This window comes from Ensifer adhaerens (assembly GCF_028993555.1).
Classification (GTDB): Bacteria; Pseudomonadota; Alphaproteobacteria; order Rhizobiales; family Rhizobiaceae; genus Ensifer; species Ensifer adhaerens_I.
Genome location: NZ_CP118612.1, coordinates 486,147 through 512,065 on the forward strand (window position 1 = coordinate 486,147; position 25,919 = coordinate 512,065).

Annotated in this window: 26 protein-coding genes and 1 pseudogene; 15 read left to right on the forward strand and 12 right to left on the reverse strand. The window is 59.6% G+C overall.

The window, feature by feature from the left end:
• The 5 genes from nirD to PWG15_RS35235 all read right to left on the reverse strand — a co-directional run bounded on the left by nirD (position 1) and on the right by PWG15_RS35235 (position 6,184).
• On the reverse strand, positions 1–330 hold the full coding sequence (gene nirD, locus PWG15_RS35215; protein WP_275027498.1) for a nitrite reductase small subunit NirD: 330 nt from the start codon (positions 328–330) through the stop codon (positions 1–3).
• 10 nt (positions 331–340) lie between these two features.
• Positions 341–2,791, reverse strand: a complete 2,451-nt coding sequence (gene nirB, locus PWG15_RS35220) for a nitrite reductase large subunit NirB (protein WP_275027499.1) — start codon at positions 2,789–2,791, stop codon at positions 341–343.
• An 18-nt stretch (positions 2,792–2,809) separates the two neighbouring features.
• Positions 2,810–4,054, reverse strand: coding sequence for an MFS transporter (locus PWG15_RS35225; protein ID WP_275027500.1), 1,245 nt, complete (start codon positions 4,052–4,054; stop codon positions 2,810–2,812).
• A gap of 313 nt (positions 4,055–4,367) precedes the next feature.
• Positions 4,368–5,585, reverse strand: a complete 1,218-nt coding sequence (locus PWG15_RS35230) for a CmpA/NrtA family ABC transporter substrate-binding protein (protein ID WP_275027502.1) — start codon at positions 5,583–5,585, stop codon at positions 4,368–4,370.
• Complete coding sequence (locus PWG15_RS35235) at positions 5,582–6,184, reverse strand: ANTAR domain-containing response regulator (protein WP_275027503.1); 603 nt, start codon at positions 6,182–6,184, stop codon at positions 5,582–5,584. Before PWG15_RS35235 ends, PWG15_RS35230 begins: the two co-directional genes overlap by 4 nt.
• Before the next feature lie 383 nt (positions 6,185–6,567).
• On the opposite strand from PWG15_RS35235, the gene PWG15_RS35240 reads away from it, so the two are divergent.
• The 4 genes from PWG15_RS35240 to PWG15_RS35255 all read left to right on the forward strand — a co-directional run bounded on the left by PWG15_RS35240 (position 6,568) and on the right by PWG15_RS35255 (position 8,905).
• Complete coding sequence (locus tag PWG15_RS35240; protein ID WP_275027504.1) at positions 6,568–6,882, forward strand: winged helix-turn-helix domain-containing protein; 315 nt, start codon at positions 6,568–6,570, stop codon at positions 6,880–6,882.
• A gap of 389 nt (positions 6,883–7,271) precedes the next feature.
• Positions 7,272–7,694 carry a SyrB-like regulator gene (locus PWG15_RS35245; protein WP_275027505.1) on the forward strand — a complete coding sequence of 141 codons (423 nt, stop codon included), beginning with the start codon at positions 7,272–7,274 and terminating at the stop codon, positions 7,692–7,694.
• 120 nt (positions 7,695–7,814) lie between these two features.
• Entirely contained in the window at positions 7,815–8,333 is a 519-nt protein-coding gene (locus tag PWG15_RS35250; RefSeq protein WP_275027506.1) for a hypothetical protein, read from the forward strand.
• A 32-nt stretch (positions 8,334–8,365) separates the two neighbouring features.
• Entirely contained in the window at positions 8,366–8,905 is a 540-nt protein-coding gene (locus PWG15_RS35255) for a hypothetical protein (protein ID WP_275027507.1), read from the forward strand.
• Positions 8,906–8,954: 49 nt separating this feature from the next.
• Here the strand turns inward: PWG15_RS35255 and PWG15_RS35260 are convergent, their stop codons facing one another.
• A complete protein-coding gene (locus tag PWG15_RS35260; protein ID WP_275027509.1) occupies positions 8,955–9,158 on the reverse strand; it encodes a cold-shock protein in 204 nt (67 codons plus the stop codon).
• 254 nt (positions 9,159–9,412) lie between these two features.
• Here PWG15_RS35260 and PWG15_RS35265 point away from each other — a divergent pair, with 254 nt between their 5' ends.
• Together PWG15_RS35265 and PWG15_RS35270 are read left to right on the forward strand one after the other, a co-directional pair.
• On the forward strand, positions 9,413–9,862 hold the full coding sequence (locus PWG15_RS35265; protein ID WP_275027510.1) for a helix-turn-helix transcriptional regulator: 450 nt from the start codon (positions 9,413–9,415) through the stop codon (positions 9,860–9,862).
• 286 nt (positions 9,863–10,148) lie between these two features.
• Positions 10,149–11,186, forward strand: coding sequence for a medium chain dehydrogenase/reductase family protein (locus PWG15_RS35270; protein WP_275027512.1), 1,038 nt, complete (start codon positions 10,149–10,151; stop codon positions 11,184–11,186).
• Positions 11,187–11,204: 18 nt separating this feature from the next.
• On the opposite strand, the gene PWG15_RS35275 is transcribed toward PWG15_RS35270, so the two are convergent.
• Entirely contained in the window at positions 11,205–12,218 is a 1,014-nt protein-coding gene (locus tag PWG15_RS35275; protein WP_275027515.1) for a methyltransferase, read from the reverse strand.
• 191 nt (positions 12,219–12,409) lie between these two features.
• Positions 12,410–12,634 carry a hypothetical protein gene (locus PWG15_RS35280; RefSeq protein ID WP_275027516.1) on the reverse strand — a complete coding sequence of 75 codons (225 nt, stop codon included), beginning with the start codon at positions 12,632–12,634 and terminating at the stop codon, positions 12,410–12,412.
• A 190-nt stretch (positions 12,635–12,824) separates the two neighbouring features.
• Between PWG15_RS35280 and PWG15_RS35285 the strand changes: the two genes are divergently transcribed.
• Positions 12,825–15,011, forward strand: coding sequence for an adenylate/guanylate cyclase domain-containing protein (locus tag PWG15_RS35285; RefSeq protein WP_275027517.1), 2,187 nt, complete (start codon positions 12,825–12,827; stop codon positions 15,009–15,011).
• Positions 15,012–15,031: 20 nt separating this feature from the next.
• Here the strand turns inward: PWG15_RS35285 and PWG15_RS35290 are convergent, their stop codons facing one another.
• The 3 genes and pseudogenes from PWG15_RS35290 to PWG15_RS35300 form a co-directional block, all read right to left on the reverse strand.
• On the reverse strand, positions 15,032–15,544 hold the full coding sequence (locus PWG15_RS35290; RefSeq protein WP_275027518.1) for a YHS domain-containing (seleno)protein: 513 nt from the start codon (positions 15,542–15,544) through the stop codon (positions 15,032–15,034).
• 13 nt (positions 15,545–15,557) lie between these two features.
• Positions 15,558–16,151 carry an ankyrin repeat domain-containing protein gene (locus tag PWG15_RS35295; protein ID WP_275027521.1) on the reverse strand — a complete coding sequence of 198 codons (594 nt, stop codon included), beginning with the start codon at positions 16,149–16,151 and terminating at the stop codon, positions 15,558–15,560.
• A gap of 68 nt (positions 16,152–16,219) precedes the next feature.
• Positions 16,220–16,348, reverse strand: a pseudogene (locus tag PWG15_RS35300) (BON domain-containing protein); the annotation flags it as partial.
• Positions 16,349–16,644: 296 nt separating this feature from the next.
• Here PWG15_RS35300 and PWG15_RS35305 point away from each other — a divergent pair.
• A complete protein-coding gene (locus tag PWG15_RS35305) occupies positions 16,645–17,004 on the forward strand; it encodes an EF-hand domain-containing protein (protein WP_275027522.1) in 360 nt (119 codons plus the stop codon).
• A 369-nt stretch (positions 17,005–17,373) separates the two neighbouring features.
• Entirely contained in the window at positions 17,374–17,868 is a 495-nt protein-coding gene (locus PWG15_RS35310) for a DUF4405 domain-containing protein (RefSeq protein ID WP_275027523.1), read from the forward strand.
• A 214-nt stretch (positions 17,869–18,082) separates the two neighbouring features.
• Here PWG15_RS35310 and PWG15_RS35315 read toward each other — a convergent pair whose 3' ends face one another.
• Positions 18,083–19,117: a LacI family DNA-binding transcriptional regulator gene (locus PWG15_RS35315; protein ID WP_342457088.1), complete on the reverse strand. Its 1,035-nt coding sequence runs from the start codon at positions 19,115–19,117 to the stop codon at positions 18,083–18,085.
• A 260-nt stretch (positions 19,118–19,377) separates the two neighbouring features.
• On the opposite strand from PWG15_RS35315, the gene PWG15_RS35320 reads away from it, so the two are divergent.
• The 6 genes from PWG15_RS35320 to PWG15_RS35345 all read left to right on the forward strand — a co-directional run bounded on the left by PWG15_RS35320 (position 19,378) and on the right by PWG15_RS35345 (position 25,903).
• Entirely contained in the window at positions 19,378–20,862 is a 1,485-nt protein-coding gene (locus PWG15_RS35320; protein WP_275028006.1) for a sugar ABC transporter ATP-binding protein, read from the forward strand.
• 17 nt (positions 20,863–20,879) lie between these two features.
• Positions 20,880–21,875, forward strand: coding sequence for an ABC transporter permease (locus tag PWG15_RS35325; protein WP_275028007.1), 996 nt, complete (start codon positions 20,880–20,882; stop codon positions 21,873–21,875).
• Between the two features lie 101 nt (positions 21,876–21,976).
• Complete coding sequence (locus PWG15_RS35330) at positions 21,977–22,894, forward strand: sugar ABC transporter substrate-binding protein (RefSeq protein WP_275027526.1); 918 nt, start codon at positions 21,977–21,979, stop codon at positions 22,892–22,894.
• Between the two features lie 74 nt (positions 22,895–22,968).
• Positions 22,969–23,907, forward strand: a complete 939-nt coding sequence (locus PWG15_RS35335) for a sugar phosphate isomerase/epimerase family protein (RefSeq protein WP_275028008.1) — start codon at positions 22,969–22,971, stop codon at positions 23,905–23,907.
• Between the two features lie 20 nt (positions 23,908–23,927).
• Positions 23,928–24,962, forward strand: a complete 1,035-nt coding sequence (locus PWG15_RS35340) for a Gfo/Idh/MocA family protein (protein ID WP_275027527.1) — start codon at positions 23,928–23,930, stop codon at positions 24,960–24,962.
• A gap of 35 nt (positions 24,963–24,997) precedes the next feature.
• Positions 24,998–25,903, forward strand: coding sequence for a sugar phosphate isomerase/epimerase family protein (locus PWG15_RS35345; RefSeq protein ID WP_275027529.1), 906 nt, complete (start codon positions 24,998–25,000; stop codon positions 25,901–25,903).
• Positions 25,904–25,919 lie beyond the last annotated feature (16 nt).

A 25,919-nucleotide genomic window follows, 5' to 3' on the forward strand; every position in this document is an offset into this window, starting at 1 on the left:
CTACTCGGCCGCCATCATCAGGCTTTCAAGCGCGATGAAGAGCGCGCCATCATCGTTGCGCAGCGCGATCGTCTTCACCGCCCCCTCATCCGCGCCGAGCGCTTTGCCGGTCTCGAGCGATATCACCCAGTTGTGCAGCGGGCAGGTGACAGCCTTGGCATGGACGATGCCCTGCGAGAGCGGCCCGCCCTTGTGCGGGCAGTGATCCTCGATGGCGAAAGCCTCGTTCTCCGCGGTGCGGAACACGGCAATCTTTCCTTGAGGCGTTTTCACGCAGCGCGCGCCCCGCAGCGGAATGTCGGCAATGTTTCCAATGGCAAACCAGGTCATGGCCGATCTCCTATTCCGCAGCTTGGGGGTAGCCGATGGTCGCCATCGGCCGGAACTCGTGTTTGTCCTTGCCGGAGACGCGCTCCGACCAGGGGTCGACCTGGGCGAACTTCTGACTGAAGACGAAGCGATCGAAATAGGCCTTGCGCTTGCCCGCATCACCCATGATCTGGCGGCGGATCTCGTCGAGACCGACGCGTTTGGCCCATTTGTAGATGCGCTCGAGATAGCGGGCCTGTTCGCGGTACATCTGCGTCAGCGCCACGATATGCTCCAGCGCCTCGTCCTCGCTCTTCACCAGGCCAAGGACTTCCGTGCCCTTGATGTCGAGACCGGCGGCGCCGGCAAAATGGATCTCGAAGCCCGAGTCGACGCAGATGACGCCGATGTCCTTGCAGGTCGCTTCCGCGCAATTGCGCGGACAGCCGGAGACCGCCATCTTCAGCTTGGCGGGCGTCCAGGAACCCCACATGAACTTCTCGATGCGAATGCCGAGGCCGGTCGAATCCTGCGTGCCGAAGCGGCACCAGTCGGAGCCGACGCAGGTCTTCACCGTGCGCAGGCCCTTGGCATAAGCCTGACCGGAAACGAAGCCAGCCTTGCCGAGATCGGCCCAGACGGCCGGCAGGTCTTCCTTCTCGATGCCGAGCAGGTCGATGCGCTGGCCGCCCGTCACCTTGACGAGCGGGATCTCGAACTTGTCGACCACATCGGCGATCGCCCGCAACTCGCCGGAATTGGTGACGCCGCCCCACATGCGCGGCACGACCGAATAGGTGCCGTCCTTCTGGATGTTGGCATGGACGCGCTCGTTGATGAACCGCGACTGGTAATCGTCGGCATATTCGTCCGGCCAGTCGCAGACGAGGTAGTAGTTGAGCGCCGGCCGGCACTTGGCGCAGCCGCAGGAGGTCTTCCACTCCAGCTCCTGCATGACGGCCGGAATGGTCTTCAGACCCTTGGCCTTGATCAGCCGGCGAACATCGTCGTGGCCGAGTTCGGTGCAGGTGCACATCGGCTGCACGGCGGCCGGATTGTAGGTGTCGCCGAGCGTCAGCGTCATCAGTTGCTCGACAAGTCCGGTGCAGGAGCCGCAGGATGCGGACGCCTTGGTATGGGCACGCACGTCGTCAAGCGAGGTCAGGCCCTTCGCACCGATCGTCTGGACAATCTTACCCTTGCAGACGCCGTTGCAGCCGCAGATCTCCGCATCATCCGGCAAGGCTGCAACGGCCGCCATAGGGTCCAGCGGCGACCCTCCCTGATAGGCCTGGCCGAAGATCAGCGTTTCCCGCATTTCGGAAATATCGGTCTGCTTCTTCTTGAGATCATTGAACCAGGCACCATCGGCGGTTTCACCGTAAAGAACCGTGCCGATGATGCGGTTGTCCTTCAGAACGACCCGCTTGTAGATGCCGCCGGCGGCATCGCGCAGCACGATTTCCTCGCGGTCATCACCGTCAGCGAAGTCGCCGAGCGAGAACAGGTTGATACCGGTCACTTTGAGTTTCGTCGGCGTATCTGAGTGCACGAAGGCGGGCGAGCGGTCGCCGGCCAAATGCGATGCGGCAACCCGCGCCATTTCATAGAGCGGCGCCACGAGGCCATAGACCATGCCGCCGACCTCGGCACATTCGCCGAGCGCCATGATGTCGCCGTCGGAGGTCATCATGCCGTCGTCGACGACGATGCCGCGGTTGACGGCAAGGCCGGCGTCCTTGGCTATACCCGCATTCGGTCGGATACCGACCGCCATCACCACCAGTGTCGCCGGGATGATGCGGCCGTCGTCGAGTTCGATGCCCTCGACCTTGCCGTTGCCGATGACGGCCTTGGTGTTGGCCTTGCAGATGACCTTGATGCCGCGCTCCTCGACGGCTTTCTGCAGCAGGTAGCCGGCAGCCGGATCGAGTTGGCGCTCCATCAGCGTCGGCATCACGTGCAGGACAGTCACATCCATGCCGCGCGAGGCAAGGCCGGCGGCCGCTTCAAGCCCGAGCAGGCCACCGCCAATGACGACCGCCTTTTCGCGCGACTGGGCGGCAAGCAACATTGCCTGCACGTCGTCGAGGTCGCGGTAGGTGATCACACCTGGCAGATCCTTGCCGGGCACCGGAATGATGAAGGGCACGGAGCCTGTTGCAATCACCAGCTTGTCGTAGCTCTCGGTGACGCCATGGTCGGACGTGACAGTCTTGGCGTCACGGTCGATGGCTACGATCTTGTGGCCCTTGTAGAGCGTGATGCCGTGCTTGATGTACCAGCCGTCGCCGTGGATGATAATCTGCTCGTAGTCCTTTTCGCCCGAAAGGACAGGGGAGAGCATGATGCGGTCGTAGTTGACGCGCGGCTCGGCGTTGAAGATCGTGACCTGGTACTGTCCTGGAGCCTGTTCGAACAGGTGCTCCAGCATGCGTCCGGGCGCCATGCCGTTGCCAATAATGACGAGCTTTTGGGTCATAATTCCAAGTCCTTGAGATTAGGCAGTTGCCGTGGCGGTCGCGGAATGCGCCTGACGTTCCATCCGCATTACGGACACGTGCATCCAGACGAGAGAGATCGCGACGATCGCAAACAGCAGCAGAAAGCAGCTGGACCACAGGCCAGTAATGTCCTTGAGAAGGCCGAAGGCGATTGGCAGCAGGAAACCGCCCAGTCCGCCCATCATACCGACGATGCCGCCAACGGCGCCGACGTTGTTCGGGTAGTACGCCGGGATATGCTTGAAGACGGCCGCCTTGCCGAGGCTCATGAAAAACCCGAGCACGAAGATGACAATGATGAAGAGGAAAGGAGTGATCGACGCCGCCGGCAGCGACAGGACGAGGGTTGCTGCGCCGCAAACGACCAGCATCGCGTACATGACGCTTCTCGCGCCCTTCTTGTCGGACAGGAAGCCCCCAAAGGCGCGGAAGATGCTGCCTGGAATGGAATAGGCTGCGGCAATCATGCCGGCGACTTCGAGGTTGAAGCCATAGACACCAACCAGGTAGCGCGGCAGCCACAGTGACAGGGCGACAAAGCCGCCGAAGGCGAAGGCATAGTAGAGCGAGAAGCGCCAGACCTGAATGTTCTTCAGCGGAGCGAATTCCTGCAGAAGGCTCTTGGATATCACGCCGCGATTCCGGCGCTCACGGAAAGCGGGATCGTCGGTGGTCGAAAACCAGAAAATGATTGCCGTTGCCGCAAGGACCAGGGCCCAGATCTCGGCAACTGTCTGCCAACCCCATGCGATCAGCACGAACGGTGCTGCGAACTTCGTGACGGCGGCGCCGACATTGCCCGCGCCGAAGATGCCGAGTGCCGTCCCTTGCCTTTCCGGCGGAAAGAACGGTGAAACGTAGGCAACGCCGACCGCGAAGGAGCCGCCGGCAAGACCAACCCCCAGGCCCGCAATGAGCATTTCCGTATAAGTCGTGGCATAGCTCAGCAGAAAGGTCGCCAGTGCCGATGCCAGCATTGTGAGCGTGTAGACGAGACGACCACCATAACGCCCGGTCCAAATTCCAAGGACGAGACGGACGACGGATCCGGTCAGGATGGGCGTGCCAACCAACAAGCCGAACTGTGCCTCACTGAGGCCGAGATCCTGCTTGATGCGAACACCGATGATGGCAAAGATCGTCCACACGGCGAAACAGACCGTGAAGGCAGACGTGGAGATCCACAGTGCTTTGGCGGGTTCGCCGGTATACATCGAACAGCTCTTCTTAGAACGAGACATGACTTCTCCGCGGCTCGACAAGGTCGCGCCTATCAAACGTTGAGGGATCAGAAATGCGAAAAGGGGCACGTCAGGGTAACGCGTACGAAAGTACGCGGGATATCCTGCTCAGCGACTTTGCGTGACGCGCCCATCGTTGGACGCTGTGCGGCCTTTCGGCTCAGAAATTACTATGCAAGGGTCGTGCCAGTTTCAGAATCGGCATGGTTTGGCCCTTTTGGGCCAAATCTCGCTCTGAGCGGGCGCGGAAAGGCGATTAAATCATCGGCACGTGCCGTCTGAATCTATTAGGTGCCTATAAAATAGGCGTGGATCACGGCTGTTTTTGAGCAGCGAGATATTCGTCGATGCGTTCGGGATCAAAAAGCCTACCATCGAAAAAGCCGTCAGGGCCAAGGGTCAATACGCCAGTGGAGCCGACCGGCGTCTCCATGTGCAGCGCGCCCTCGACCTTGGAGCTTGCGGACGGCATCGCGAGACCGAGCGTCTTTAGGGCGCTCCGGTAAATATCGGGCCTATAGGTATTGCCGGCGACCCGCTGGTGGGAAGCGGTATGCTCGACCTGGCCCCAGCGAACCATCTGCGTGTAGAACCATAGCGCGTGGCTCTTCCAGGGAAATGTCGCCGCTTTGGCGTTTGGGACGAAAAAGTCATTCACTGTTTGCGTGTAGCGACCGCCAATTCTGAGTTCGCCCGTCAGTGCGGGGCGCAGCCATTCCGCGGACTTGTTTATGTACGCGGCTCCCGAGAGCAATCGGGCGAGTTCCTCATAATTGTCCGGCTCGGCGCACCAGAGCGACGCATTGTAGATCGCTCTCAGCAGCGCGGCGAGCGCTTCGGGATGACTATCAGCCCAACGGGCGTTCACGCCCAGTACCTTTTCCGGACTGGACTTCCAGATCGCTGCCTTGACGGTCGCGAGATGGGCTCCACGTTTGAGAACGCCAAACGTGTTCCAGGGTTCGCCGACGCAATAACCGTCGATTGTCCCGTCTTTCAGTGCGTTGCCCATATCGGCAGGAGGCAGCGTCACGATCTCGACCTCGCGTTCGGGATCGATGCCACTTGCCGCAAGCCAGTACCGCAGTTCGTAATTATGCCCGGAGTAAGGGTGCACGACACCGAAGCGAAGCGGGTCTGTTGCCCCTTGCGTGATCACTTGCCGCAACGCGGCGCCGCTGGAGCGTGCATCGAGGTCACCGGTCGCACCGTTGTCGACCATCTTCCACCAGAGATTGCCCGACACAGTGATCGCATTGCCGCCGAGCCCAAGCGCCATGGGAACGATCATTCGCGGTGCGGGCGCGGTGAGCCCGAGATTGCAGGCAATCGGCATGGGCGCAAGAATGTGGGCGACTTCGAAATGTCCGACCGCCAACCTGTCCCTGACCGTGGCCCAGGAGCGTTCGCGCACGAGCGTGAGGTCCACCTGCTCATCTTCCGCAAAACCCTTCTCTTTGGCGACGATGAGGAGAGCACTATCCAGAAGCGGCAGGAAGCCCGCCGTGATTTCATGCCTGTTCTTCCTCATGCGTCGGCTCCAGGGTCGAGCAGGCTAGCCGCAGTGATAAGGCTTTGAGCGATCTCGACGATTTTCCTGTTCTGGCCCATGGCCGTTCGCCGCAACAAGGCATAGGCCTCCTCCTCAGACACCCCGCGGGTGCGCATCAGCACCGCCTTTGCACGATCAACCAGCTTGCGGTTTTCCAACTCGCCGCGTGCTTCTTCAAGCTCCCGGTTCAATCTCGAAAATGCATTGAAGCGGCTTATCGCCATTTTGAGGATTGCACGCACACGTTCCTGCTTCAGGCCGTCGACAATGTAGGCTGAAACGCCAGCGTCCACAGCAGCCTCGATCGATGCTTCGTCGGACTTGTCTACGAACATGGCGATAGGCCGTTTTACCGCGCGTGATATCTGGAACATGCTTTCCAACATGTCTCTGTTGGGATTCTCGAGATCAATGACGATGACGTCAGGATCGATCTCTGTGATCCTCCTGGCAAGACCATTCATGTCCGCGATGATTGTGACCTGAACATATCCCGCATCCCGCAACCCGTGTTCAATGACCGATGCGCGAATGCGGTTCTCATCGATGACCAGTACGTTCAGACTGCTAGGTTTCATGAGGCCGACGACACAAATTTTCCGACATTCATTCAATATCAGGCCTGCGGTCGAAAGAAGGCCGAGATGACCTAGACGGCTCACCGGGTGCGGGGAGATTCGATCTAGAAAGAATTACTGATGTGACATGAAGGCAAATCGTAGCGAAGGGAAGGTCTGTTTCTGCGATTTCGGTACGCTGCGGCAAGAATGCCGACCCGAAGCTCCGCGAGATCGCTTCCGATTGTAAACACAAGGAAGCCGCTTGATGCAGGGCTTGTGTGGCCGGTGGGTCGGGGAAGTCAGATCGCAGTTTGCTGGGTGTCACGGCATTGCATTTCGCTGTCCGTCGGATGTAAGACGGCTGCTGCGTGCCGGATCAGCGACCAAGATATGGCAAAGCCGTGACCTCCGAACTGAATGAACAGCAGGCCCATGAGGCTGCAAAGCTCCTGCAAGCTATCGCGCATCCGAAACGGCTTTTGCTGTTGGCAGCGCTTTCCGATCGACAGTTGTCTGCTGGTCGGCTCGCGGCCGCAGTCGGGCTGCCGCCCGGAATGGTGTACAAGCACCTCCACAAACTCGTTGAAATTGGCATGCTCACGGTGAGCGCCAAGTCCGCGGGTATGCGGTTTTCCATCGCTTCTCCCGAGACCGCATTCAAACTCATGGAGATCCTGGCCGTGTTGCCGGTGCAGATATCCGGAAATGTTGCTTGAAACGCCGGCAGGTGTGGCGAGGCTTAGCTAACCCAATGTGCCGGAAAGAAAGGCCCCGGCGGTAGGCGGGGCGAGTATCGCACCCATATGGCTCAAAGGGCGCGGGGAGGATTGCAGTCCAACAGAAACTGCTCATGTACGCTACGCGCATAGCTCTGGGGAGGGAAGGTCTGTTTCCCCGATTTCGGTACGCCCTCGCATAAAAACTCGGCCACTAACGTCGCAGCGCGAACCGCTGCATCGCGGCCGGCGTCTGGTACGCCTTCGGTTCTCGTATCAACCGGTGATGGCGTCATGCGCCAACGCATAGATGATGCCGCGATGCGCAGTTATTGACTCTGCTGTCCGCCCAATGGAAAAAGATGATCGGTTTGAGAGGGGACACACTCATGGCAGACGAGAGCAATACCGAAATCGTTGAGACCGCGCCGCTGGCGGAAGTCGCGCCGCCCAAGAAGCGTCGGGGGCCGCGGCCCAAGAATGTCGTTGCGGAAGCGACTGCCGAGTTGCCGGAGGCAGGTGCTGCCCAGCCGGTGAGGGGACGCCGGAAGCGCGCAGATAAGTCGGCGGACGCGAAGCTTTCGGTAGAGGCACCGGCCGTTGTCAAAACCCGGGCAAAGAAGGTCGCCAAGGGCGCCGCGAAAACCCGTGAGGCAAAGCAGCCGACAGCGGCGACGGCTCCAGCTCCAGTCCTCGACGACATTGCAGATCTTCTCCAGCTCGAAGAAGAGAATGCACGGCTGCGCAAGGCGCTGGCCGAGAAACTGCGTGCCGAGAACGCCGAACTGCGCAAGCGTTTGGGCCTTGCCTGATCAATCGGTTGAGGGCCGATCGGATAGCCTGCTTGGCCCTTTTCATCGCATTCTGTCTGGCGCTCGTTTGAGGGCTGTGGTCAAGGATGCGGGTGCCATTGATCGGGTTGGCGGCGCACTATGAAAGCACCATGGAAATATCTGGTCCAGCTGGCGTCCCGGGGGCGAACGGTCAAGGCGCCGGAAAGTCGTCCTGAAATCGAGACCGAGGAGCTGGCAGACGACGTTGCTGACCCGATCGCGGAAGCCTCAAACGAGGAGGCAAGCAGTCTCGACGCTCCGAACATCGATACCGAAGTTGCTGCGGTTAACGAAGGTGACGGGACACTCACTATAGCAGTCGACCGGTTAACTGCCGACGCTCAGGAGATGCTTCCGGAACCCGCCGGACCACCAAGGCCACCGCCGACGGAAAGGCGGAAGCGCATTCGGAAAACGAGCGTCGGCGATGTTGTAGTGTCTAACGTCGTCGAGTATGGAGAAGGCACTTCCGGTGTCCCACAGCCGCCGATGACCTTCGTCGACGAGATGACCGCACTGGACGAGGACGTCAGGCAACTAAGACGCCGGCTTGCAGAAAAGTTGCAGTTGCAGAATGCGCAGCTCAAAAGAATGCTTCGGCGATATGACACGCCGTAAACTGTTTTCGCACCCTTAAACGTTGGAGCCGCATGAAACCGCAGCAGCGAAAGTTTATCGTCGAAGTCAAATCGCCTCGCCGGCGGTCGACGACCAGCCAGTCTTCGATATGGGGTGATACGGACCTCAAAGCCATTGCGCGCGCGGCAAAGACGGATGCACCGCATCTGTTCGAACCGGCTCAGCGCATGGAATTGCCTTCTCCAGTGACCACTGAAGAAGTTTTGCCAAACGAGGGTGCCGTAATCGAGGTTGCTGCCTCGATCGCAAATCTGGCGGCCCCGACAGAAGGCGGCCGTGGTATTGAAGATGCTTCCGGTTCTGCTCCGATCCTGCCCTTGGAAGTGGATCGCCCGAAGTCTATCTCACAAAAAAGGAAGCCGAAGCGCCAAGGCTCAGCGCGCCGGGGTCGTCCTATTGGCAGCCGGACGGTTATCGCTGCTCCCGAGGCAATTGACGACCTTGCCGCGCTCGAGGAAGAGAACCGCCGTCTGAAAGCGCTGCTTGCGCAACGGCTTCGGCAGGAAAACAGCCTGCTCCAACAAATGCTTGAGCGCTTCGAAACAAGCTGAACGGTGGTTCGCTGGCCTTCGTCGTTGTCACTGTTGTACAGTTGGCAACTCAGGCTGACCTGACGTTTTCGGCTCGCGACTTTCCTGTCTTGCGATCCTGTCCAATATCGTAGCTGACCTTTTGACCATCCCGAAGCGGACCTGCGCCTTCAACGGCGGACACATGGACGAATACATCCGTTCCACCGTTCTCAGGTGAGATGAAGCCGTAGCCCTTATCCTGATTGAAAAACTTAACAGTACCAATTGCCATATCATCCTCGTTTGTGTGGGGCTCTGCAGTCGTGCGGAGCCTAGTCAAGCTCTTGGTCTTCCGCAATCACGCAAACGGGTGAAGCTGCGGCTCGGATGGCGCGCTGTCGAGCGTTCAGGTGTGCTCATCGAAAGTCGAGCGCTCGGCCGAAATCTCATCCGGCCGATGATCGCCGGCACGCGCCGGCGGAGCTAGCAGGAATGCCGAGATCGTCAAAAGGGTGGCGCCAATCCGCCGCCCTCGCTCTCCTTGTAATGATCCAGACAATCGCTGCGGCTTTCTTCGTGGGTGATGCCTTTGCGGACCTGCTCGAATTTCCTGGTACCGCCCATGCCTTGGTCGAGGCAATGGTTGCCGTGGCACTCGTTCTTGGCATCCTGATAGGAGGGTGGCAGCTTCGCTTGACGCTGGATGCGATGCGCGAGCAGGAGCGCTCCCTAGAAACGGCGCGGGGGGAGCTTGCCCGAATTGTTGACATGCAGTTCGCTGCTTGGGGACTAACCTCCGCCGAGAGCGACGTTGGGCGGCTCGCCCTAAAAGGGCTCGATGCGCCCGCGATTGCTCGCATCCGGAACGCAGCGCCCGGAACGGTTCGTGCCCAACTGACACGCGTCTATGCCAAGGCTGGTGTTTCCGGGCGCGAGCAGTTCATGGCGTGGTTCTTCGAAGACCTCATGCACGAAAGGTTGCTCCCACCGGAGTGAGCGTGTTGATTGTGTCCTTCTAATTGACTGCTGCTCGAACCTGCGGAACAACTCGCAGAAACGGCTATAGCCATCCAACCACAAAGGGTGCTGAGCGGCCATAGGATCGAGACCCCGGAACATCCGCTTCTATTGAATTCTGCTCCGCCCCAACCAGGGGCCCCTCTCGTTTGACCTGGGTCAATTGCAACGCGGCTCCGCTGGTTCAGTGTTGCTGGTGGGTGCCCGGTACCTAAGCCTTGCGCTTGCCTCCGCAAGACCACGATCCAACTCGGAGGAGGCCGACATGAAATCAATTCGAATCGTTGCTCGTCGTTTTGGCGGGCCGGAGGTGTTGGAAACGGTTCAGGAAGAGGCGCCAGAGCCAGGCCAAGGCGAAGTGCGGGTGCGCGTGTTCGTTGCTGGCGTCTCCTTCGCAGAAATGCTGATGCGGGAAGGCATTCATCCGGAAAAAACCACCCTGCCATTCACGCCGGGCTGGGACATTGTCGGTGCCGTCGAAAAAGCCGGAGAAGGAGCCTCTAAGTTGACCGTCGGTCAAATCGTTGCGGCACTGCCAATACATGGCGGCTACGCTCAATACATTTGCCTGCCAGAGAGTGAACTCGTTCCTGTTCCCGCTGGCCTCGATCCCGCCGAGGCCGTAAGCCTTGTGCTTAACTATGTAACGGCCCATCAGATGATCCATCGCCTTGCACATGCAACAGCAGGACAACGGGCACTCGTTCATGGTGCCGCCGGAGGAGTTGGCACCGCCTTGCTGCAACTTGGTCGCCTGGCATGTCTGGATATGTATGGCACCGCATCTCTGGCGGATCATCAGATCGTATCGGATTTGGGCGCCACTCCGATCGACTATCAGAAGAGCGACTTTGTCGAAGAGATTCACCAGCTAACTGGTGGAGGCGTCGATATCGTCTTCGACGGAGTTGGAGAAGCCAATGTCTGGCGCTCATTTCAGGCTCTGAAGCCGGGTGGCTGTGTTATTGCTTATGGCTTCACCTCGTTCTTACAAAAAGGAAAGCTTTCAGGTGGTTTGCGCTACCGTCTTCGCGGCATACTGCGCCCCGCATGGTACGCGCTCCGCGCTTTCCTTTCGCCCGGCAGACGACGCATTCTCCCCTACAGCATACAGTATCTGAAACGGTGGAGACCCGCATGGTTTCGGGAAGATTTGAGCACGTTGCTTAATCTCCTCCGGGACAAAAAGATCAAGCCAATGATCGCTGACCGGATTCCGCTCGGTGAGGCTCGCCGTGCACAAGAACTGATCGGCCGGGGATCAGTGAGGGGCAAGCTCGTGCTGGTTTGCAATGCCGGCTAAGGCGCGTCGCGTTCCGGCTCAGTCGGGCTTGAAGCCGATCACCATCGAGTCCGGCCCCAGCAACGGCTCAACGCGTGTGGACACGAAACCGGCGTCGCGCATCCAGGCCTGGCAGTCGGCGCCGGTGTAGTCGAACCCACCGCGGGTCTCGATCAGCATGTTTAGGCTCATCAGCAGGCCGAAGGCGTTGCTGCGGCGCTCGTCATCGATGACGGCGTCGTAGACGATCAGGGCCCCGCCGTTCGGCAGCGCGGCGAAGGCCTTTTCCAGCAGCATCCTCTTCTCGGCAAGATCCCAGTCGTGCAGGATATGCCCCATCACGATCACATCCGCATTCGGCATCGGGCCGTCAAAGAAGTTTCCGCTTTGGAAGCGGATGCGGTCAGCGAGGCCCTGCCGGGCGACGAACTCGTCGAATATCGGCTGCACGGCGGGCAGGTCGAAGCCGATGGCCTTAAGATGCGGATGGGCTCGCGCGATCGCCACCGGCACCATGCCCTGCGCAGCGCCCACATCGGCGAAGGTCGTGTATTTCGACCAGTCGAACCTGGCAGCGATCGCCTGCGCCGCATCGGCGCTGATCCCGCTCATCGCCTCGAGGAACCCGCGCAGCCGTGCCGGCTCCGCATAGATCGCGGCAAAGAAGTCCTCGCTGTGCTTGGCTTCGTTCTGCGGCTCTCCGGTGTGCAGGGCTTCGGTCAGCGAGCCCCAGAAACCGTAGAGCCGGGCATTGGCCATTTCGAGGATGCCGCCGATATAGGACGGCTTCGCCTTGTCGAGGAAGAGGTCCGTATCAGGGGCGTTGCGATAGCGGCCGTCCTCGCGTTCGAGCAGCTTCAGGGCCACCAGCGTGTCGAGGAAGTCGCGGGCCGAGCGGGGATGCAGTTTCAGCCTGGCCTGCAGGTCGGTGAGGTCGGCCGGGCCGGCTGCGAGCTCGGTAAAGACGCCGAGCTCGACCGCGCTGAGCATGGCTTTGGAGGCCCAGAACCCCATGCCGAGCTGCATGATGTTGTCCGGCGTCGTTGCGCTCATCGCTCGTCTCCTTGTGGATCGTGTCGTCGAACGGCATCTGGGATTGGTGCGGAAACCGAAGCGGTCCGGCGGCGCCGCGAAGCCGAGGACGTTCCGCCTCGTCGAGGCACCCTGCAAGGGAAAATAGAGCTTTTTACGATGAGGTGCAATTGATCAGGAATCACTAATAAAAACCCAATGGCAGCCACAAATCAGGCTGCAGCAATTATGATGTCGTCGCGGATCAGTCTTGCTAGTTCGACTTCGTCGGTTACGCCAAACTCATACCAGTTGATCAGCGATTTGGCGGTTCGCCCGCCTTCCTGGCTATCGGCGCGATATCCGCGCGCGTCACACCAGTCTCGCAAGATCCGGCGAAGCACGACAATCGTTTCTGACTGTGACACTCCCGACGGAAGAGCGGCACGTTCGATCACGAATAGGGCGTGTCGAAGGCCGGGTAATCAGAGGCTGCGAACGGCGATGAGCGAGCTCGCCTGGCTGCGGCTGCGCCATCGTGAGTGCTATGCGATGTAAGATCGCAATGGCTTCATCCGGAACTTGCGATGCCTGCGCGCCTTCAAAATGGTACGATAGAGTTGGCCATTGAAATCGTGGGCAGGGGAAATGGACAGGCGGCTCACCGCAATACTTTCTGCTGATGTGGTTGGTTATAGCCGGCTCATGGGAGAGGACGAGGTTGGCACGCTGGAGCGCCTGAAGGCCTGCCGCCGGGAGTTGATTAATCCCGCAATAGCCGACTTTCATGGCCGCATCATCAAGCTCATGGGCGATGGTGCGCTCGTTGAGTTCGCGAGCGTTGTGGATGCAGTTCAATGCGCCGCCGTGATCCAGCGGAGAATGGACAACTTCAACCAACCTGCTTCTGCGGCGCAGCGAATTCGGTTCCGTATTGGCATCAATCTCGGGGACGTGATCGTCGAAGGCGATGACATCTACGGCGATGGCGTGAACATAGCCGCCCGGCTGCAAACCGTCGCTCAGCCTGGCGGTATCTGCGTATCCGGGACTGCGTTCGATCATGCCGTCCATAAGGCCGATGTCGGCTTCTCCGCTCTGGGTGAGCAGCGCCTGAAAAACATAGCCGACCCTGTCCGCGTCTATCGCGTTCTCCTTGATCCGTCCGAGGCGGGGAAGGTCGTAACGGCCGCTCGCAAACCCGGTCGCCAGGCTATTGTCGTTGTTGCAGGCCTCGCCGCGCTGCTGATCGGAATTTTTGTGATCGTCATGGGATGGCAATGGTCATTTACCCCGCAGCGTACATCGGTTGCGGTGCTGCCATTTGGCAACCTGAGCGGAAACCCAGCCGAAGATTATTTTACAGATGGCATTACCGACGACCTGATCACCGACCTCGCCAGCCTGCCGGATCTGGCGGTCACCGCCCGGAATTCGGCTTTCGCGTACAAAGGCAAAGCCGACGCAGCGGCGGACATAGGACGCGAACTCGGCGTCCGCTTTGTCGTCGAGGGCAGCGTTCGACGAGTAGGGGATCAAATCCGCATCAATGCACAACTGATCGATATCGCATCCGGCGACCATGTTTGGGCTAAGAGGTTCGACCGCGACGCGGCGGAGGTGTTCGTCTTGCAAGACGAGATGAGCAGGCAGATTGCCAAGGCGCTCGGGTTAGGGTTGACACGGTCCCAAACCGAACGGATTGCCCAGCCGCCCACCGCAAACCTTGAAGCCTATGACAATTATCTGCGGGCCGAGCAGGCGACAAGGACCGGACGCCCTTCAGAGCTGCTGGGGGCCTTGGCACTGTTTGATAAGGCGGAGGCGCTGGACCCCGGTTTTGCTGAAGCCTTCGCGGCCGACGCGCGCGCCACAGCTTACGTCTGGCGAAACGCCTTTGACGATGTTCTCCAGAGCGCGCTGGCGCGAAAACGGGCGTACGACAAAGCAAGCCGAGCCTTGGCGCTCGACCCCGGTCTCGCATCGCCATACGCAATCCTTGCCGTCATTCAGGTCGTGGAGCGACGCTATGATGAGGCCATCGCCTCAGCACGTCAGGCGGCAATGCTCGGGTCTGCCGATGCCGAGGCGCAGATGGCCATCGCATACGTCCAACTGTTCGCTGGAAATCTTGCCGAAGCCGCTGCGGCCGTCGAGACGGCGCTCAAGCACGATCCGAACCTATCGGCTGTGGACCGGTACACTGCCGGCTTAATCTTCTATCTGCAGCGCGACTACGTGAAGGCCATCGAAAGTTTTGCGAACGCGCGCGATAGTTCGCCCGGAAACGGGTACTTCATTACCCCTCTCGCTATGGCTTATGTCCGGGTTGGCCGGCTTGAGGATGCGCGTGCCGCTGTCGCGGAAGGAATCCAGCTGCTTGGCGGAAGTAAATCTGCAGAGTCCCTGGCGGGCTGGCGGATGAGTCATGCCCACTTTCGAAACGAGCAGGACTTGGCATTCATCCTTGATGCCCTGCGCGAGGCCGGGATGCCAGAGTGGCCATTCGGATTCCAGGGCGATCCGCACGACCAGTTGAAGAGCGAGGAAATAGCGAGCACCGTCCTGGGGAAGCTTCTACGGGGCAAGACGGGCCCCTCCGGAAGTCCAGCACTTCTGCAGATTGGCCGCGATGGTAAGGCGGCATTCCGCTCCGCAACGCAGATGATGACCGAAACGGTTTTCATCAAGGGAGACTTGCTCTGTGAGCAGAGCGAAAACGCTTTTGGTCAAGCCGATTGCGGCCCGGTCTACAAACGTGCGAGTTCGACCGATGAAGTCAGCTATGCTTACGTCAATTCGAGCAAGGTCTTCTATTTTTCGCCGGTCAAATAGGCATTCTCGTCCGGGCCGGGTCAGTGATATTGATCCCGCTCGAGGTTAGCCGCGATCTTGGGCCAATTGTTATCGGCTTTGGATACTGCTTCTGCCGCGTGGGCTGCAAACCAGTTGGCACCGCCCTTATCGTAGGTCAAGTAAAGCTTGCCCTCGATAATCTTGAAAGCTTCTGGATCAATGTTGACGGTGACCGACCCGAATGCGACCTCGCCCGCGCAGTAGCCGCCATACTGCGGCGCATACCTCATGGGCTCGCTTATAAACATTTCGCGGTGTTTGGCATTGGCGAAATGCCACGGCGTTCCCAGCCATTCGTAGGAGAATTTTTCGGAGCCTTTCATCGCCTTGCCTTCGGTAAAGTAGGCGACCGGGTCATATCCCATAATTGCCACGCCACCGAAGTAGCCCGTGTTCACCGAGTCATCGGCAAAAGCCGATGGCCCACCGACATTCGCTGTGATCACAAGAACGAGTATCGCCCAGAAGCCGCGATGTCTCCGCGTCGAGATGCGTTCATTCGGGGTCTGCATCGTTCCCTCCTGCTCAATCGTGGATTCCCATACACTTCGTGTAATCCTCGTTGCCAAGTACACTGGCCGGAGGACAGGTCGCGCCATGTCGCTTGAACAGCCGGACGATGTCGATATTGCCTTTCCACAGGGCCCGTGTGATGGGCGCATAGCCGTGAACCTCGACGTGGCGGACATCGGCTCCCCGGGTGAGAAAAAATGTGGCGAGGGCGACATGGTTTTCTTCTGCGGCAACCAGCAGCGGCGTCACACCCGCCTTGTTGGCCGCGTCGTCAAGCGTCGCGCCGTGGTCGAGCAGTAGTTTGCTGATCGGCAAGCTGCCAGAGAAGGCTGCGGCATGGAGTGGGGTAAAGCCGCCAGAGTTTCGCGCCATAACGTCGGCACCTTTACCGATCAGCAATTCTGCGATCGCGAATTGGTCGGTCAGGGCAGCGTTTATCAGAGGCGTTGCCTCATCGCGCGCCCGGCTGTCGACGTCGGCACCCGCGGCCAGAGCCTTCTCAACTGCAACCAAATCGCGGGTCATTACGGCATCGAGCAAGGGACTCCCCGCGGCGGCGATTGTCGCCGTGAAGAGCAGCGCTACCAATGCCAATAACCCGCGCATGGCCGGCCTTCCAAGGTTTCTAAAAATAGCATGGACCCTATTTCTTGGGTAGGCGGCGACTCCTTAGTCTCCACATAGCTATGAACATGACCGGTCAAAGTCACGATCCCGTTTTCGACCGTCACGCCAATGTTCGCCGCGTCAATGATGCCGAAAAACCCGGACAAGATTCCAGTGAGCGGCAGTTTTCCTTCCATAGTACCGGACGGCAAGAAAAACGGGTGGAGCCGGAGTATGAAGCGAACCGGAGTAGCCACTGCAAACCAGGCGGTCAGCTCTAACCTTCGTGCCATGTGAGCATCTTGATTCTGCATTCCAACAACATTTGCTGCCATGCAGGGAACTGGGCCGTGATCAGTTGATATGGCGCAAGGAACCGGCTCGGTCTTAGAGGTAGTCTGGTGCTTGTTTGGATATCGCACGCGCGCCAAAGCGAGGACGCAAATTTAGGGTCTTTGGCAGCAGATATCCTGTGATTGACAGGAGAACGCAGATGACCACGACGAGATCCGCATATGTGGCGATTATCGCCGCGTTCTTATCCGCCAGCCCCACATTGTCCTTCGGCCAAGATACCCCGGCGGAGAAACAAGCTGAGCAACCTGGATCCTCTGAGATGATGCCGGGAGCGATGATGGGAGGGCAACAATACGGCATGATGGGGCGGATGCGGCAAAGCATGATGCATGGCCACATGATGAAAATCATGTTTGCCGTTGCCGACAGCGATGGTGACGGTGCGCTTTCGTTCGAAGAAGTCACCGCAATTCATAAGAGGATCTTCGACAAGGTCGATGCAAACAAGGACGGCAAGGTAACGCCCGAAGAATTGCAGGGCTTCATGCGCGATTAGCGGCGGCGTCTGAGGTCGGATCAAGTAGAGGTGAATTTCACCTTGCGGCATTGTGGGCTCAAGAGCGCATTTTCGACGTGCGGTCGCGCGGCGCCAGATCTGCTATTCGGCGACCCCTCGTGCCTGATGTGGGGTGCATCACTGCTTCGAGCGTGAGGAAGCGATACGCCGCGCTATTCATGTGTGACTTGGCTCGCCGAGGACGGCGTTGCCCCGAAATATGGTGCCGACAGAAGCCCCCCGCACCGGGTCGTCCCCTGGTCACGGGCTGTCATACCGTCCTTTGCCATACTTTATTACGGGAATTTAACTGGTATTTTCACGACGTGGGACGCACACCTTGAGCGTTGAACTTTCCCGAGGACAGTCATGAAGTCGCTCATTTTGAAGTACGCCACGCCTCTCACCGCAACATTCTTTCTCGTCTCTCTAATCAGTGGAGTTTCACTTTTCATTCATGCAGGCCCGGGCGCGATGCACGGCATTCATGAGTGGCTGAGCATGGTTCTTGTTGCGCCGATCATGTTTCATGTCTTACGCAACTGGCGTGCGTTCAGTTCCTATTTCAAGCACGTCCCGATGGTCGTCGCGTTTGGTATCGCTAGCGCCGCAACAGGATTGTTCTTCATTCCTGCGACCGTGCCGACAGGGAGCAAAGACGGGCCGCCGCAGTTCGCCCTTGCCAGCGTTGTGCTTGAAAACTCAGTGGCGAGCGTTGCCCCGATCCTTGGGAAAACACCCGATACCCTGGTCGCCGAACTCAATGCCGCCGGATTTCCAGCGACGCCTGAAGCAAGGCTCTCGGATCTGCCAGCGAAATCACAAAAGACGGATCGGGATTTGTTGCGTGCGCTCCTGCCATAGCAGGGGACAAGTGTCCGGAGCACGGGAGTTTGGGACTGGCCCGAAAGCTCAAACCTTGCGCAGAGGACGGAGCTCAAGCTCGCGCCATAGGTCAGATCCCGGAAGTCCCATATATAGATTCCGCCTCAAACTCCGCTCGACGAAGCGCCCGTTACAGAAGATCGCATACTGTATCGTCGGGAATGGCGTTGTGCGCGCTGGCGCGGATGGCCCTTCAGATGTTCGCAGCCGTGAAGATCTCGAAGGGCAGCGTGTGTTGCGAGACGGTTGGGCTGCGGTTTGTTTGTACCGCTTCGGCCATGGCGCGGACGAGGGTGTCGGCCAACATGCGAGCCGGGTGAGATAGCACGACCTTTATGACGCCCTCTGCCAATCCAGCACGAGTTTCGTTGGTGAGTTCGTGGCCGACCACAATCATTTGTTTGGCAACCGGGCTACCGTCTTCGCGTAACGCGCGCATCACGCCGGTAATGCCCCCGCCAGCGACATAGAGGCCGACGAGATCCGGTTCCGTCTGCAGCAGCCGTCGGGTGATATCGTAGGCGATGTCGGGCTCCTCGAGGGTGACCATTGTTTCCATCATCTGAAACTCGGCGCCGCTCTCGCGGAAAAAAGAACGAAAGCCGGTTTCTCCGAGTTCCTGTGAAAGGTAGCGATGGCTGCCGACGAAAACGGCGACCTTTCCGGGGCGTCGGCTCATATTCGCGACGAACCAGGCCGCGGTCCGGCCCTTCTTGACGTTGTCGTTGCCGACATAGCCCGCCCGTCCGGGGGCGCTTAGGTCCGAGATCATGGTGAAAACAGGGATGCCCTCCGCCTCGAGCCCGTCGACTGCGTGGTTGATTTGCGGGTGATCGGAGGTGATGACGCCGATCGCGTCGACGTCACGGCTGAGCGCCAGCATGGCATTGGCGGTGTTTTCCGGCGCGAGCTCGTCGACGAAGCGGACGATTGCCCGCCCATGGGCGTCCGGATAGGTTTCGGCCGCCTTCGTCAAAACCTCCGCCCACATCTGGTAGAGCTTTCGGTGCGATTGCTTCAAAAGGAAGCCGAACTTCATCACGGGCTTTTCGTTTTCTAGGCGGCGGCGAATGGCCGTCACGCCATGAAAGCCTATGCGTTCGGCCGCTTCCAGGACGCGTTCCGCCGTCTGAGGCCGAACCGGATCCCGCCCGTTCAGCACTCTGTCAACCGTTGAAATACCGACGTTTGCGGCCTCTGCGAGGTCTGCGATGGTGGGGCGGCGCATCACGATTCTCCCAAATAATGAAAGTAATTCTGGTATGTTTTGGGAGATAAATCCAGCGAATAATTGACAGAGTTGGCAAGAAGGACGATGAATTGTCTCCAACGAAAGGCCAGCTGGTGGGTTGGCCGGCGGCGCGAGGAGCGCCGCATTCGGGAGGAAATTCCATGTCTGGATCGTCTGAGTTGGCGGCCGTCGCGGCACGCCCCGACAGCGCACGCGCCTACGAAGCAACTGCAAGCGCGGCGGCGTATGTGCTCGAAATGCGCGGTATCACCAAGGCATTCCCCGGCGTTCTGGCGCTCGATGGGATGAACCTGAAGGTCCGTCCAGGCACTGTGCATGTGCTTGTCGGCGAAAATGGCGCCGGCAAATCTACCCTCATGAAGATCCTGAGCGGTGTCTACACGATCGATGCCGGCGAGGTGGTCTTTCAAGGCGAAGCGCTCGACCACCAAAGCACCGCCGAAGCGCTCGCCCGCGGCATATCGATGATCCATCAAGAGCTTAGCCCGGTCCTCGATATGACGATCGCCGAGAACATCTTTCTTGGCCGCGAGCCGGCGCGGGCTGAAAAGGGACCGTTGTCGCGCTTCGTCGATTTCCGGAAGATGAACGACGATACCAGGGCCTTGCTCGATCGTCTGGGATTGAGGTACCGGCCCGACGAGAAGATGCGTGATCTCAGCGTCGCCGGCATGCAGCTGATCGAAATCGTGAAAGCGATCTCGCGCAATGCCTCGCTTGTGATCATGGACGAGCCGACCTCGGCGATCAGCGATACCGAGGTCGCTATGCTCTTCCGCCAGATCGCCGATCTCAAGGCGAACGGTGTCGCAGTGATCTATATCACTCATAAAATGGATGAAATCTTTCAAATCGCCGATGACATCACGGTGATGCGCGATGGCCAGTTCGTGGCGGCCGGTCCCGCTAGCGAATACGATGAGAACAAGCTCATCGCCCAGATGGTTGGCCGCACCATCACCAGCATCTTCCCCAAGGAAGAAGTCGAGATCGGCCCGGAAGTTCTTTCCGTCCGCGGGCTCACGCGCAACGGCGTCTTTAAGGATGTCAGCTTTACCGTCCGCGCCGGCGAGATCGTCGGACTTGCAGGGTTGATCGGCGCCGGTCGTACCGAAGTGTCTCGCGTCATCTTCGGCCTCGATCGGGCGGACGGCGGCGAGATCTTCCTGAACGGCGAGAAGCTGACGCTGCGCTCGCCAACCGATGCGATCACGCGTGGTATCGCCATGGTCTCCGAGGACCGCAAGGCGGAGGGGCTCGTGCTCTGCCGCTCCGTTCTCGAGAACATCTCGCTCGCCAATCTCGGCAAGTTCGCCCCTGGCCCCTTCGTCAATGCGGCGGCGGAAGAGAAGGCGGCGCAGGACATGATCAAGATGCTGCAGATCAAGACGCCGAACTCGGCGATGATCGTCGAGAACCTCAGTGGCGGCAATCAGCAGAAGATCGTGATCGCCAAATGGCTGCTACGCGATCTGAAGCTCCTCATTCTCGATGAGCCGACGCGCGGTATCGATGTCGGCTCGAAGTCGGAAATCCACAAGCTCATGGTCCAGTTCGCCCGGCAGGGGCTGGCGATCGTCATGATCTCCTCCGAGCTGCCGGAGATCCTCGGCATGAGCGACCGCGTCGTCGTCATGAGCGAGGGGCGCGTCGCTGGAGAGCTGACGCGGGCTCACGCCAATCAAGAGAGCATCATGCGGCTCGCCACGGGAGGACACTGATGAGCACTGATCCAACGATGACCGTCGGCAGCACCGCCACAGGTGCCAGCCATTCCAAGAGGACCGACATGAACTTCGCGCAGGTCTATCGCAAGTATGGCACGATCCTGATCTTCGTCGGGATTTGCATCCTGGCCTCGCTGCTAAGTCCGACCTTTCTGACCGAAGCGAACTTGACCAACGTGTTGCGCCAGGTCGTGGTCGTCAGTCTGCTCGCCTGCGGCGTCACCTTCATCATCATTCTCGGCCATATCGACGTCTCGCTCGGCTCGGTTCTGGCGCTCGCCGGTGTGATGGCGGCAAGCGTCATGGCGATGACGGGGAGCATCACACTGGCTGTCATCGCAGGCATTCTCGTTGGTGCGGTGACTGGCCTTATCAACGGCCTCGTCATCACCTTCTTCCGCATTCCGTCCTTCATCATGACGCTTGCGACGACCACGGTGGCGCGCGGTCTTGCGCTCCTCTACACCGGCGGTTCGCCGATCTCGGGTCTTGGCGATTTCAAGCTGATCGGCCAGGGCTCGATCGGCCCCTTTCCGATCTCGGTCCTCATCCTCGTCATCTTCGTCGCGATCTCCTGGGTGCTTCTGAACAAGACGAAGTTCGGGCGCTATGTCTATGCGGTTGGCGGCAACCAGCGGGCAGCGCTTGCTTCGGGCATCAATCCCGACAGCATTGTCATCAAGGCCTTCATCTTCAACGGCATCCTTTGCGCCGTCGCCGGTATCGTCTTGATGTCCCGCATCAATTCCGGTCAGCCGGCCGCCGGCGTCGGCTACGAGTTCGACGCGATCACCGCGGTCGTCGTCGGCGGCACCAGCCTGATGGGCGGGACGGGCACGATCACCGGGACGATCATCGGCTCGATGATCATCGGCGTCATCAACAACATCCTCAATCTCATGAATGTCAGCTCCTACTGGCAGCAGATCATCAAGGGTCTGATCATCGCAATCGCCGTGATCCTCGATGTCTGGACGAAATCGGCCCGCACGAAAAAGAAGGCCTGATCCCTAAGCCCAAAGCGGCAGCAGCCGCACCTCAACTTGATGTGTCGGAGCGGGCTTCCCGCTCCAGCCAACAGACTTGTGTCATCGAACGGGAGGAACCCATGAAATCGATCGTGAAACTTGCCCTGGCCTGCGCGGTCTCCGTCGCAGCGCTTTCCGCCTCTGCCTTCGCCGCGGACAAATTCGTCGTCGGCTATGCCAACATGGCCGATACGGATGTCTTCGTCATGGCGCGCAAGACCGCCTTTATCGAAGCCGCCAAGGCCGATCCGGATGTCGAGATCAACTTCACCGACGCCAACAACGATATCTCCAAGCAACTCGACCAGATCGACAACCTGATCGCCCAGAAGGTGAATGCGATCGTCGTGGTGCCGGTTGATTTCGAAGGCATCGTTCCCGGGGTCGAGAAGGCCAATGAAGCCGGTATTCCGGTAATCGCGCTCGGTATCCAGTCCGCCGGCGGGAAATCGACTTTCGTCGGTTCGAAGAACATCGATGCCGGCCGCATGCAAGGCGAGTTCATGAAGGAGAAGCTGCCGAAGGATGCCAAGATCCTCTATCTGCAAGGCACGCCCGGCCTCTACCATTCGCAGGAGCGTTTGAAGGGCTTTGAAGAAGCGCTGCAGCGTCCTGACGTCACGGTACTCGCCAATCTTTCCGGCAACTATGACCGTGCCGAGGGCATGAAGGTTACGGAAGACTGGGTCCAGAGCTTCCCGCAGTTTGATGCCATCGTCGCTGCCAATGACCAGATGGCGCTCGGCGCCCTGCAGGCCCTCCAGGCGGCCGACCGTCTGAAAGGCGTGATGATCTCAGGCGTCGACGGCACGAAGGACGCGCTTAATGCGATCAAGGCCGGCGAGATGTCGCAATCGATCTTCCAGAACGCCGCGGGCCAGGCAACTGCCGCCTTTGAGGTCGTCGAAACGATCAAGAAGGGCGAGGAGCCGCCGGCCGAGAAGCTCGTGCCGTTCGAGTCGATCACCGCCGAAAACGTCGACAAGTACATGAACTAGTTCCTCCCGGGCAGCGTGTCGGGCCGACTGCCCGGCGCGCTGCCTTCGCAGCCACAACCGGAGTACCTGAAATGATGAAAATGAGCCTTGTGACCGATATCCTCGGTTATCTCCCCTTCGAGGAGATGCTGGACACGGTGTCTGGACTGGGTTTCGAGGCCGTGGAGCTTGGGTGTGGCAACTGGTCGAAGGCCTCGCATCTGCGTTTAGACGAACTGCTTGCGAGTGAAGCTGCGCGGACCGCCTATCTCGACGCTCTGAAGCGGCGCGACCTTTCGATCTCGGCACTCAATTGCTCCGGCAACCAACTTCATCCAGGCCCTTCGGGTGCCGCACATCGCGCAGTGGTCGAAAAGACCTTCCGGCTTGCCGAAAAGCTCGGCGTCAACACCGTGGTGATGATGTCCGGTTGCCCCGGCGGCACGCCGAAGGACGAGCTTCCGAACTGGATCACCCACGTCATCCTGCCCGAGCACGAACAGGCGTTGGACTATCAGTGGAACGAAGTTCTGATCCCCTATTTCCAGAAGGCGGGCACGCTTGCGAAGGAGTGCGGGATCCGCATCGCGATCGAAAACCTCGGCGCGACGATGATCCATAACCCGGCGAACATGCTGCGCCTGCGCGAGCACGTGGACCCGGTGGTCGGCATGAACTTCGACCCAAGCCACCACATGTGGATGGGTGGCGATCCGATCGCGGCCGTGCGCCTGCTGGGCGATGCCATCCATTACATGCACGCCAAGGACGTCCGGCTGGAGCGCACGCTCGCTGAGGCCAACGGACTGATCGACACCTACTGGATCAACGACGTCGCGAAACGCTCCTGGAACTACGTTGCTCTCGGCCACGGCCACGATGTGCAGTGGTGGAAGGAGTTTTTCGCCGTGGCGCGTCTCATTGGCTACGACGGTCCGGTCAGCCTGGAGATGGAAGACGCCGGCATGGAGCCGATCGTCGGCGTGAAGAAGTCGCTTGCCACCCTGAAACTCGCGCTGCCGCGCGACCTCTAACCCTGATCCGGATTGAAACCATGACCCTCAAAATCGGTGTTATCGGCACTGGCGCCATCGGCCAGGAACATATCGAACGGCTTCACAACCGCCTCGTCGGATCGACGGTCGTCGCGGTCAACGACATCAACCTCGATCAGGCTCGGGCGGTTGCTGTGCGCCTGACGCCGGCTGCACGCGTCCATGAAACGGGGCAGGGGGTGGTTAGCGATCCCAATGTCGATGCTGTGGTCGTCACCTCCTGGGGGCCGACGCACGAGGAATTCGTGCTCGCCTCGATCGCTGCCGGCAAGCCGGTCTTCTGCGAGAAGCCTCTTGCCACCACGGCCGCGGCTTGCCTCAACATCGTCAACGCGGAGGTCGCAAGCGGTCGTCATTTCGTCCAGGTCGGTTTCATGCGACGCTATGACAAGGGGTATCGCCTGCTCAAGGCTCAGATCGACAACGGCAATCTCGGGGCACCGCTGATGGTGCATTGTGCACATCGCAATCCGAGCGTTCCCGAGGTCTACGCCGGCGACATGGCGATCACCGACAGCTTCGTCCACGAGATCGACGTGCTACGCTGGCTGCTCGACGACGACTATGTTTCCGCCCAGGTGATCCTGCCGAAGAAGACGCGGCATTCCCGGGCCGATCTCGACGACCCCCACATGATCCTGCTGGAGACCGCGAAGGGTATCCGTATCGACGTCGAGGTCTTCGTCAATTGCCCCTACGGCTACGACATTCAATGCCAGGTCGTCGGCGAAGACGGCGTCGGCTATCTGCCGGAGCCGATGAGCGTGCTGACCCGCAAGGACGCCAGGCTTTCCCATGAGATTCTCCAGGACTGGAAGCTGCGCTTCATCGACAGCTACGACGTCGAACTCCAGGAATGGATCGAAGCGGTGAAGATTGGCGAGGTCTGGGGCCCGACCGCTTGGGACGGCTATTTCGCCTCCGTGACGGCGGAAGCCTGCGTTGAGGCGAAACACTCCGGTCGGATTGTGCCGATCAAAATCGGACAGCGCCCCGCATTTTATGACCGGAAGCCGAAAAGAGCGGCGGCTTGATCAATCACATCTGACGACTTGGTGAGGACACCTTGATGAAAATCGCACTCGACCCCCACATGCATCGCCATCTGCCGCTCGACCAACTGTGCCGCAAGGCGGCAGAACTCGGCTACGACCATATCGAGCTATCGCCGCGAGACGACTTCCTCCCGTGGTGGGTGCGTCCGCGCGCCCACAAGGAACGCGTTCGCGAGTTCAAGAAAGCGCTCAATGACCATGGCGTCAAACTCGCGTCCCTCTTGCCCATGTATCGCTGGGCTAGTCCACATGAAGACGAGCGCCAGGCAGCCGTTCGCTACTGGAAGGAGGCGATCCGGATTGCCGTCGAGATGGACTGCGACACGATGAATTCGGAGTTCGGTCGCGGCCCCTCGCCGGATCGCGGTCACCGCTCGAGCTGCTGCGGCGGCATGCACACGCATGAGCACAGCGAAGCGGCCTGGTGGCGCTCGATCGAGGAGCTGGTTCCCGTCTTTGAGAAGGAAGGCGTGACGCTCAACATGGAACCGCATCCGGAGGACTGGTGCGAAACACTGCATCCGGCAATCGACATGCTGAAGACGATTGACTCCGACAAAGTGAAGTTCCTCTATTGCGCGCCGCACACCTTCTATTTCGGTGACAACATGGCGCAGATGATCCGCGACGCCGGACCTCTGATCAACCATGTCCATGTCGCCGACACCTATAACCACAAGGCATCGTCGGGCCTGCGCTACATCATCAATCCGCCCGGTGCGAAGGTGACGATCCACCAGCATATGGACATGTACCAGGGCGAGATCGACTGGGACGTCTTCTTCTCGACGCTTGCGGAAGTCGGCTTCGACGGCATCGTGACGGCCTGCGTCTTCGGCTGGGAGGAGCGGGCTGATGCCTCGGGGAGGTTCATGCGTTCCGAGATCCAGAAGTACGTCTACAAGTATTTCAAGAAGTAGCCAGGCGGAGAGGGGA

Coding starts and splice junctions, on each gene's coding strand:
- PWG15_RS35225 (WP_275027500.1), bottom strand. CDS start 4,054: ATGTCTCGTTCTAAGAAGAGCTGTTCGATGTATACCGGCGAACCCGCC.
- PWG15_RS35260 (WP_275027509.1), bottom strand. CDS start 9,158: ATGGCAATTGGTACTGTTAAGTTTTTCAATCAGGATAAGGGCTACGGC.
- PWG15_RS35305 (WP_275027522.1), top strand. CDS start 16,645: ATGACCACGACGAGATCCGCATATGTGGCGATTATCGCCGCGTTCTTA.
- nirD (WP_275027498.1), bottom strand. CDS start 330: ATGACCTGGTTTGCCATTGGAAACATTGCCGACATTCCGCTGCGGGGC.
- PWG15_RS35270 (WP_275027512.1), top strand. CDS start 10,149: ATGAAATCAATTCGAATCGTTGCTCGTCGTTTTGGCGGGCCGGAGGTG.
- PWG15_RS35295 (WP_275027521.1), bottom strand. CDS start 16,151: ATGCGCGGGTTATTGGCATTGGTAGCGCTGCTCTTCACGGCGACAATC.
- PWG15_RS35325 (WP_275028007.1), top strand. CDS start 20,880: ATGACCGTCGGCAGCACCGCCACAGGTGCCAGCCATTCCAAGAGGACC.
- PWG15_RS35235 (WP_275027503.1), bottom strand. CDS start 6,184: ATGAAACCTAGCAGTCTGAACGTACTGGTCATCGATGAGAACCGCATT.
- PWG15_RS35310 (WP_275027523.1), top strand. CDS start 17,374: ATGAAGTCGCTCATTTTGAAGTACGCCACGCCTCTCACCGCAACATTC.
- PWG15_RS35320 (WP_275028006.1), top strand. CDS start 19,378: ATGCGCGGTATCACCAAGGCATTCCCCGGCGTTCTGGCGCTCGATGGG.
- nirB (WP_275027499.1), bottom strand. CDS start 2,791: ATGACCCAAAAGCTCGTCATTATTGGCAACGGCATGGCGCCCGGACGC.
- PWG15_RS35245 (WP_275027505.1), top strand. CDS start 7,272: ATGGCAGACGAGAGCAATACCGAAATCGTTGAGACCGCGCCGCTGGCG.
- PWG15_RS35265 (WP_275027510.1), top strand. CDS start 9,413: ATGATCCAGACAATCGCTGCGGCTTTCTTCGTGGGTGATGCCTTTGCG.
- PWG15_RS35285 (WP_275027517.1), top strand. CDS start 12,825: ATGGACAGGCGGCTCACCGCAATACTTTCTGCTGATGTGGTTGGTTAT.
- PWG15_RS35250 (WP_275027506.1), top strand. CDS start 7,815: ATGAAAGCACCATGGAAATATCTGGTCCAGCTGGCGTCCCGGGGGCGA.
- PWG15_RS35345 (WP_275027529.1), top strand. CDS start 24,998: ATGAAAATCGCACTCGACCCCCACATGCATCGCCATCTGCCGCTCGAC.
- PWG15_RS35340 (WP_275027527.1), top strand. CDS start 23,928: ATGACCCTCAAAATCGGTGTTATCGGCACTGGCGCCATCGGCCAGGAA.
- PWG15_RS35275 (WP_275027515.1), bottom strand. CDS start 12,218: ATGAGCGCAACGACGCCGGACAACATCATGCAGCTCGGCATGGGGTTC.
- PWG15_RS35330 (WP_275027526.1), top strand. CDS start 21,977: ATGAAATCGATCGTGAAACTTGCCCTGGCCTGCGCGGTCTCCGTCGCA.
- PWG15_RS35230 (WP_275027502.1), bottom strand. CDS start 5,585: ATGAGGAAGAACAGGCATGAAATCACGGCGGGCTTCCTGCCGCTTCTG.
- PWG15_RS35335 (WP_275028008.1), top strand. CDS start 22,969: ATGAAAATGAGCCTTGTGACCGATATCCTCGGTTATCTCCCCTTCGAG.
- PWG15_RS35315 (WP_342457088.1), bottom strand. CDS start 19,117: ATGCGCCGCCCCACCATCGCAGACCTCGCAGAGGCCGCAAACGTCGGT.
- PWG15_RS35255 (WP_275027507.1), top strand. CDS start 8,366: ATGAAACCGCAGCAGCGAAAGTTTATCGTCGAAGTCAAATCGCCTCGC.
- PWG15_RS35290 (WP_275027518.1), bottom strand. CDS start 15,544: ATGCAGACCCCGAATGAACGCATCTCGACGCGGAGACATCGCGGCTTC.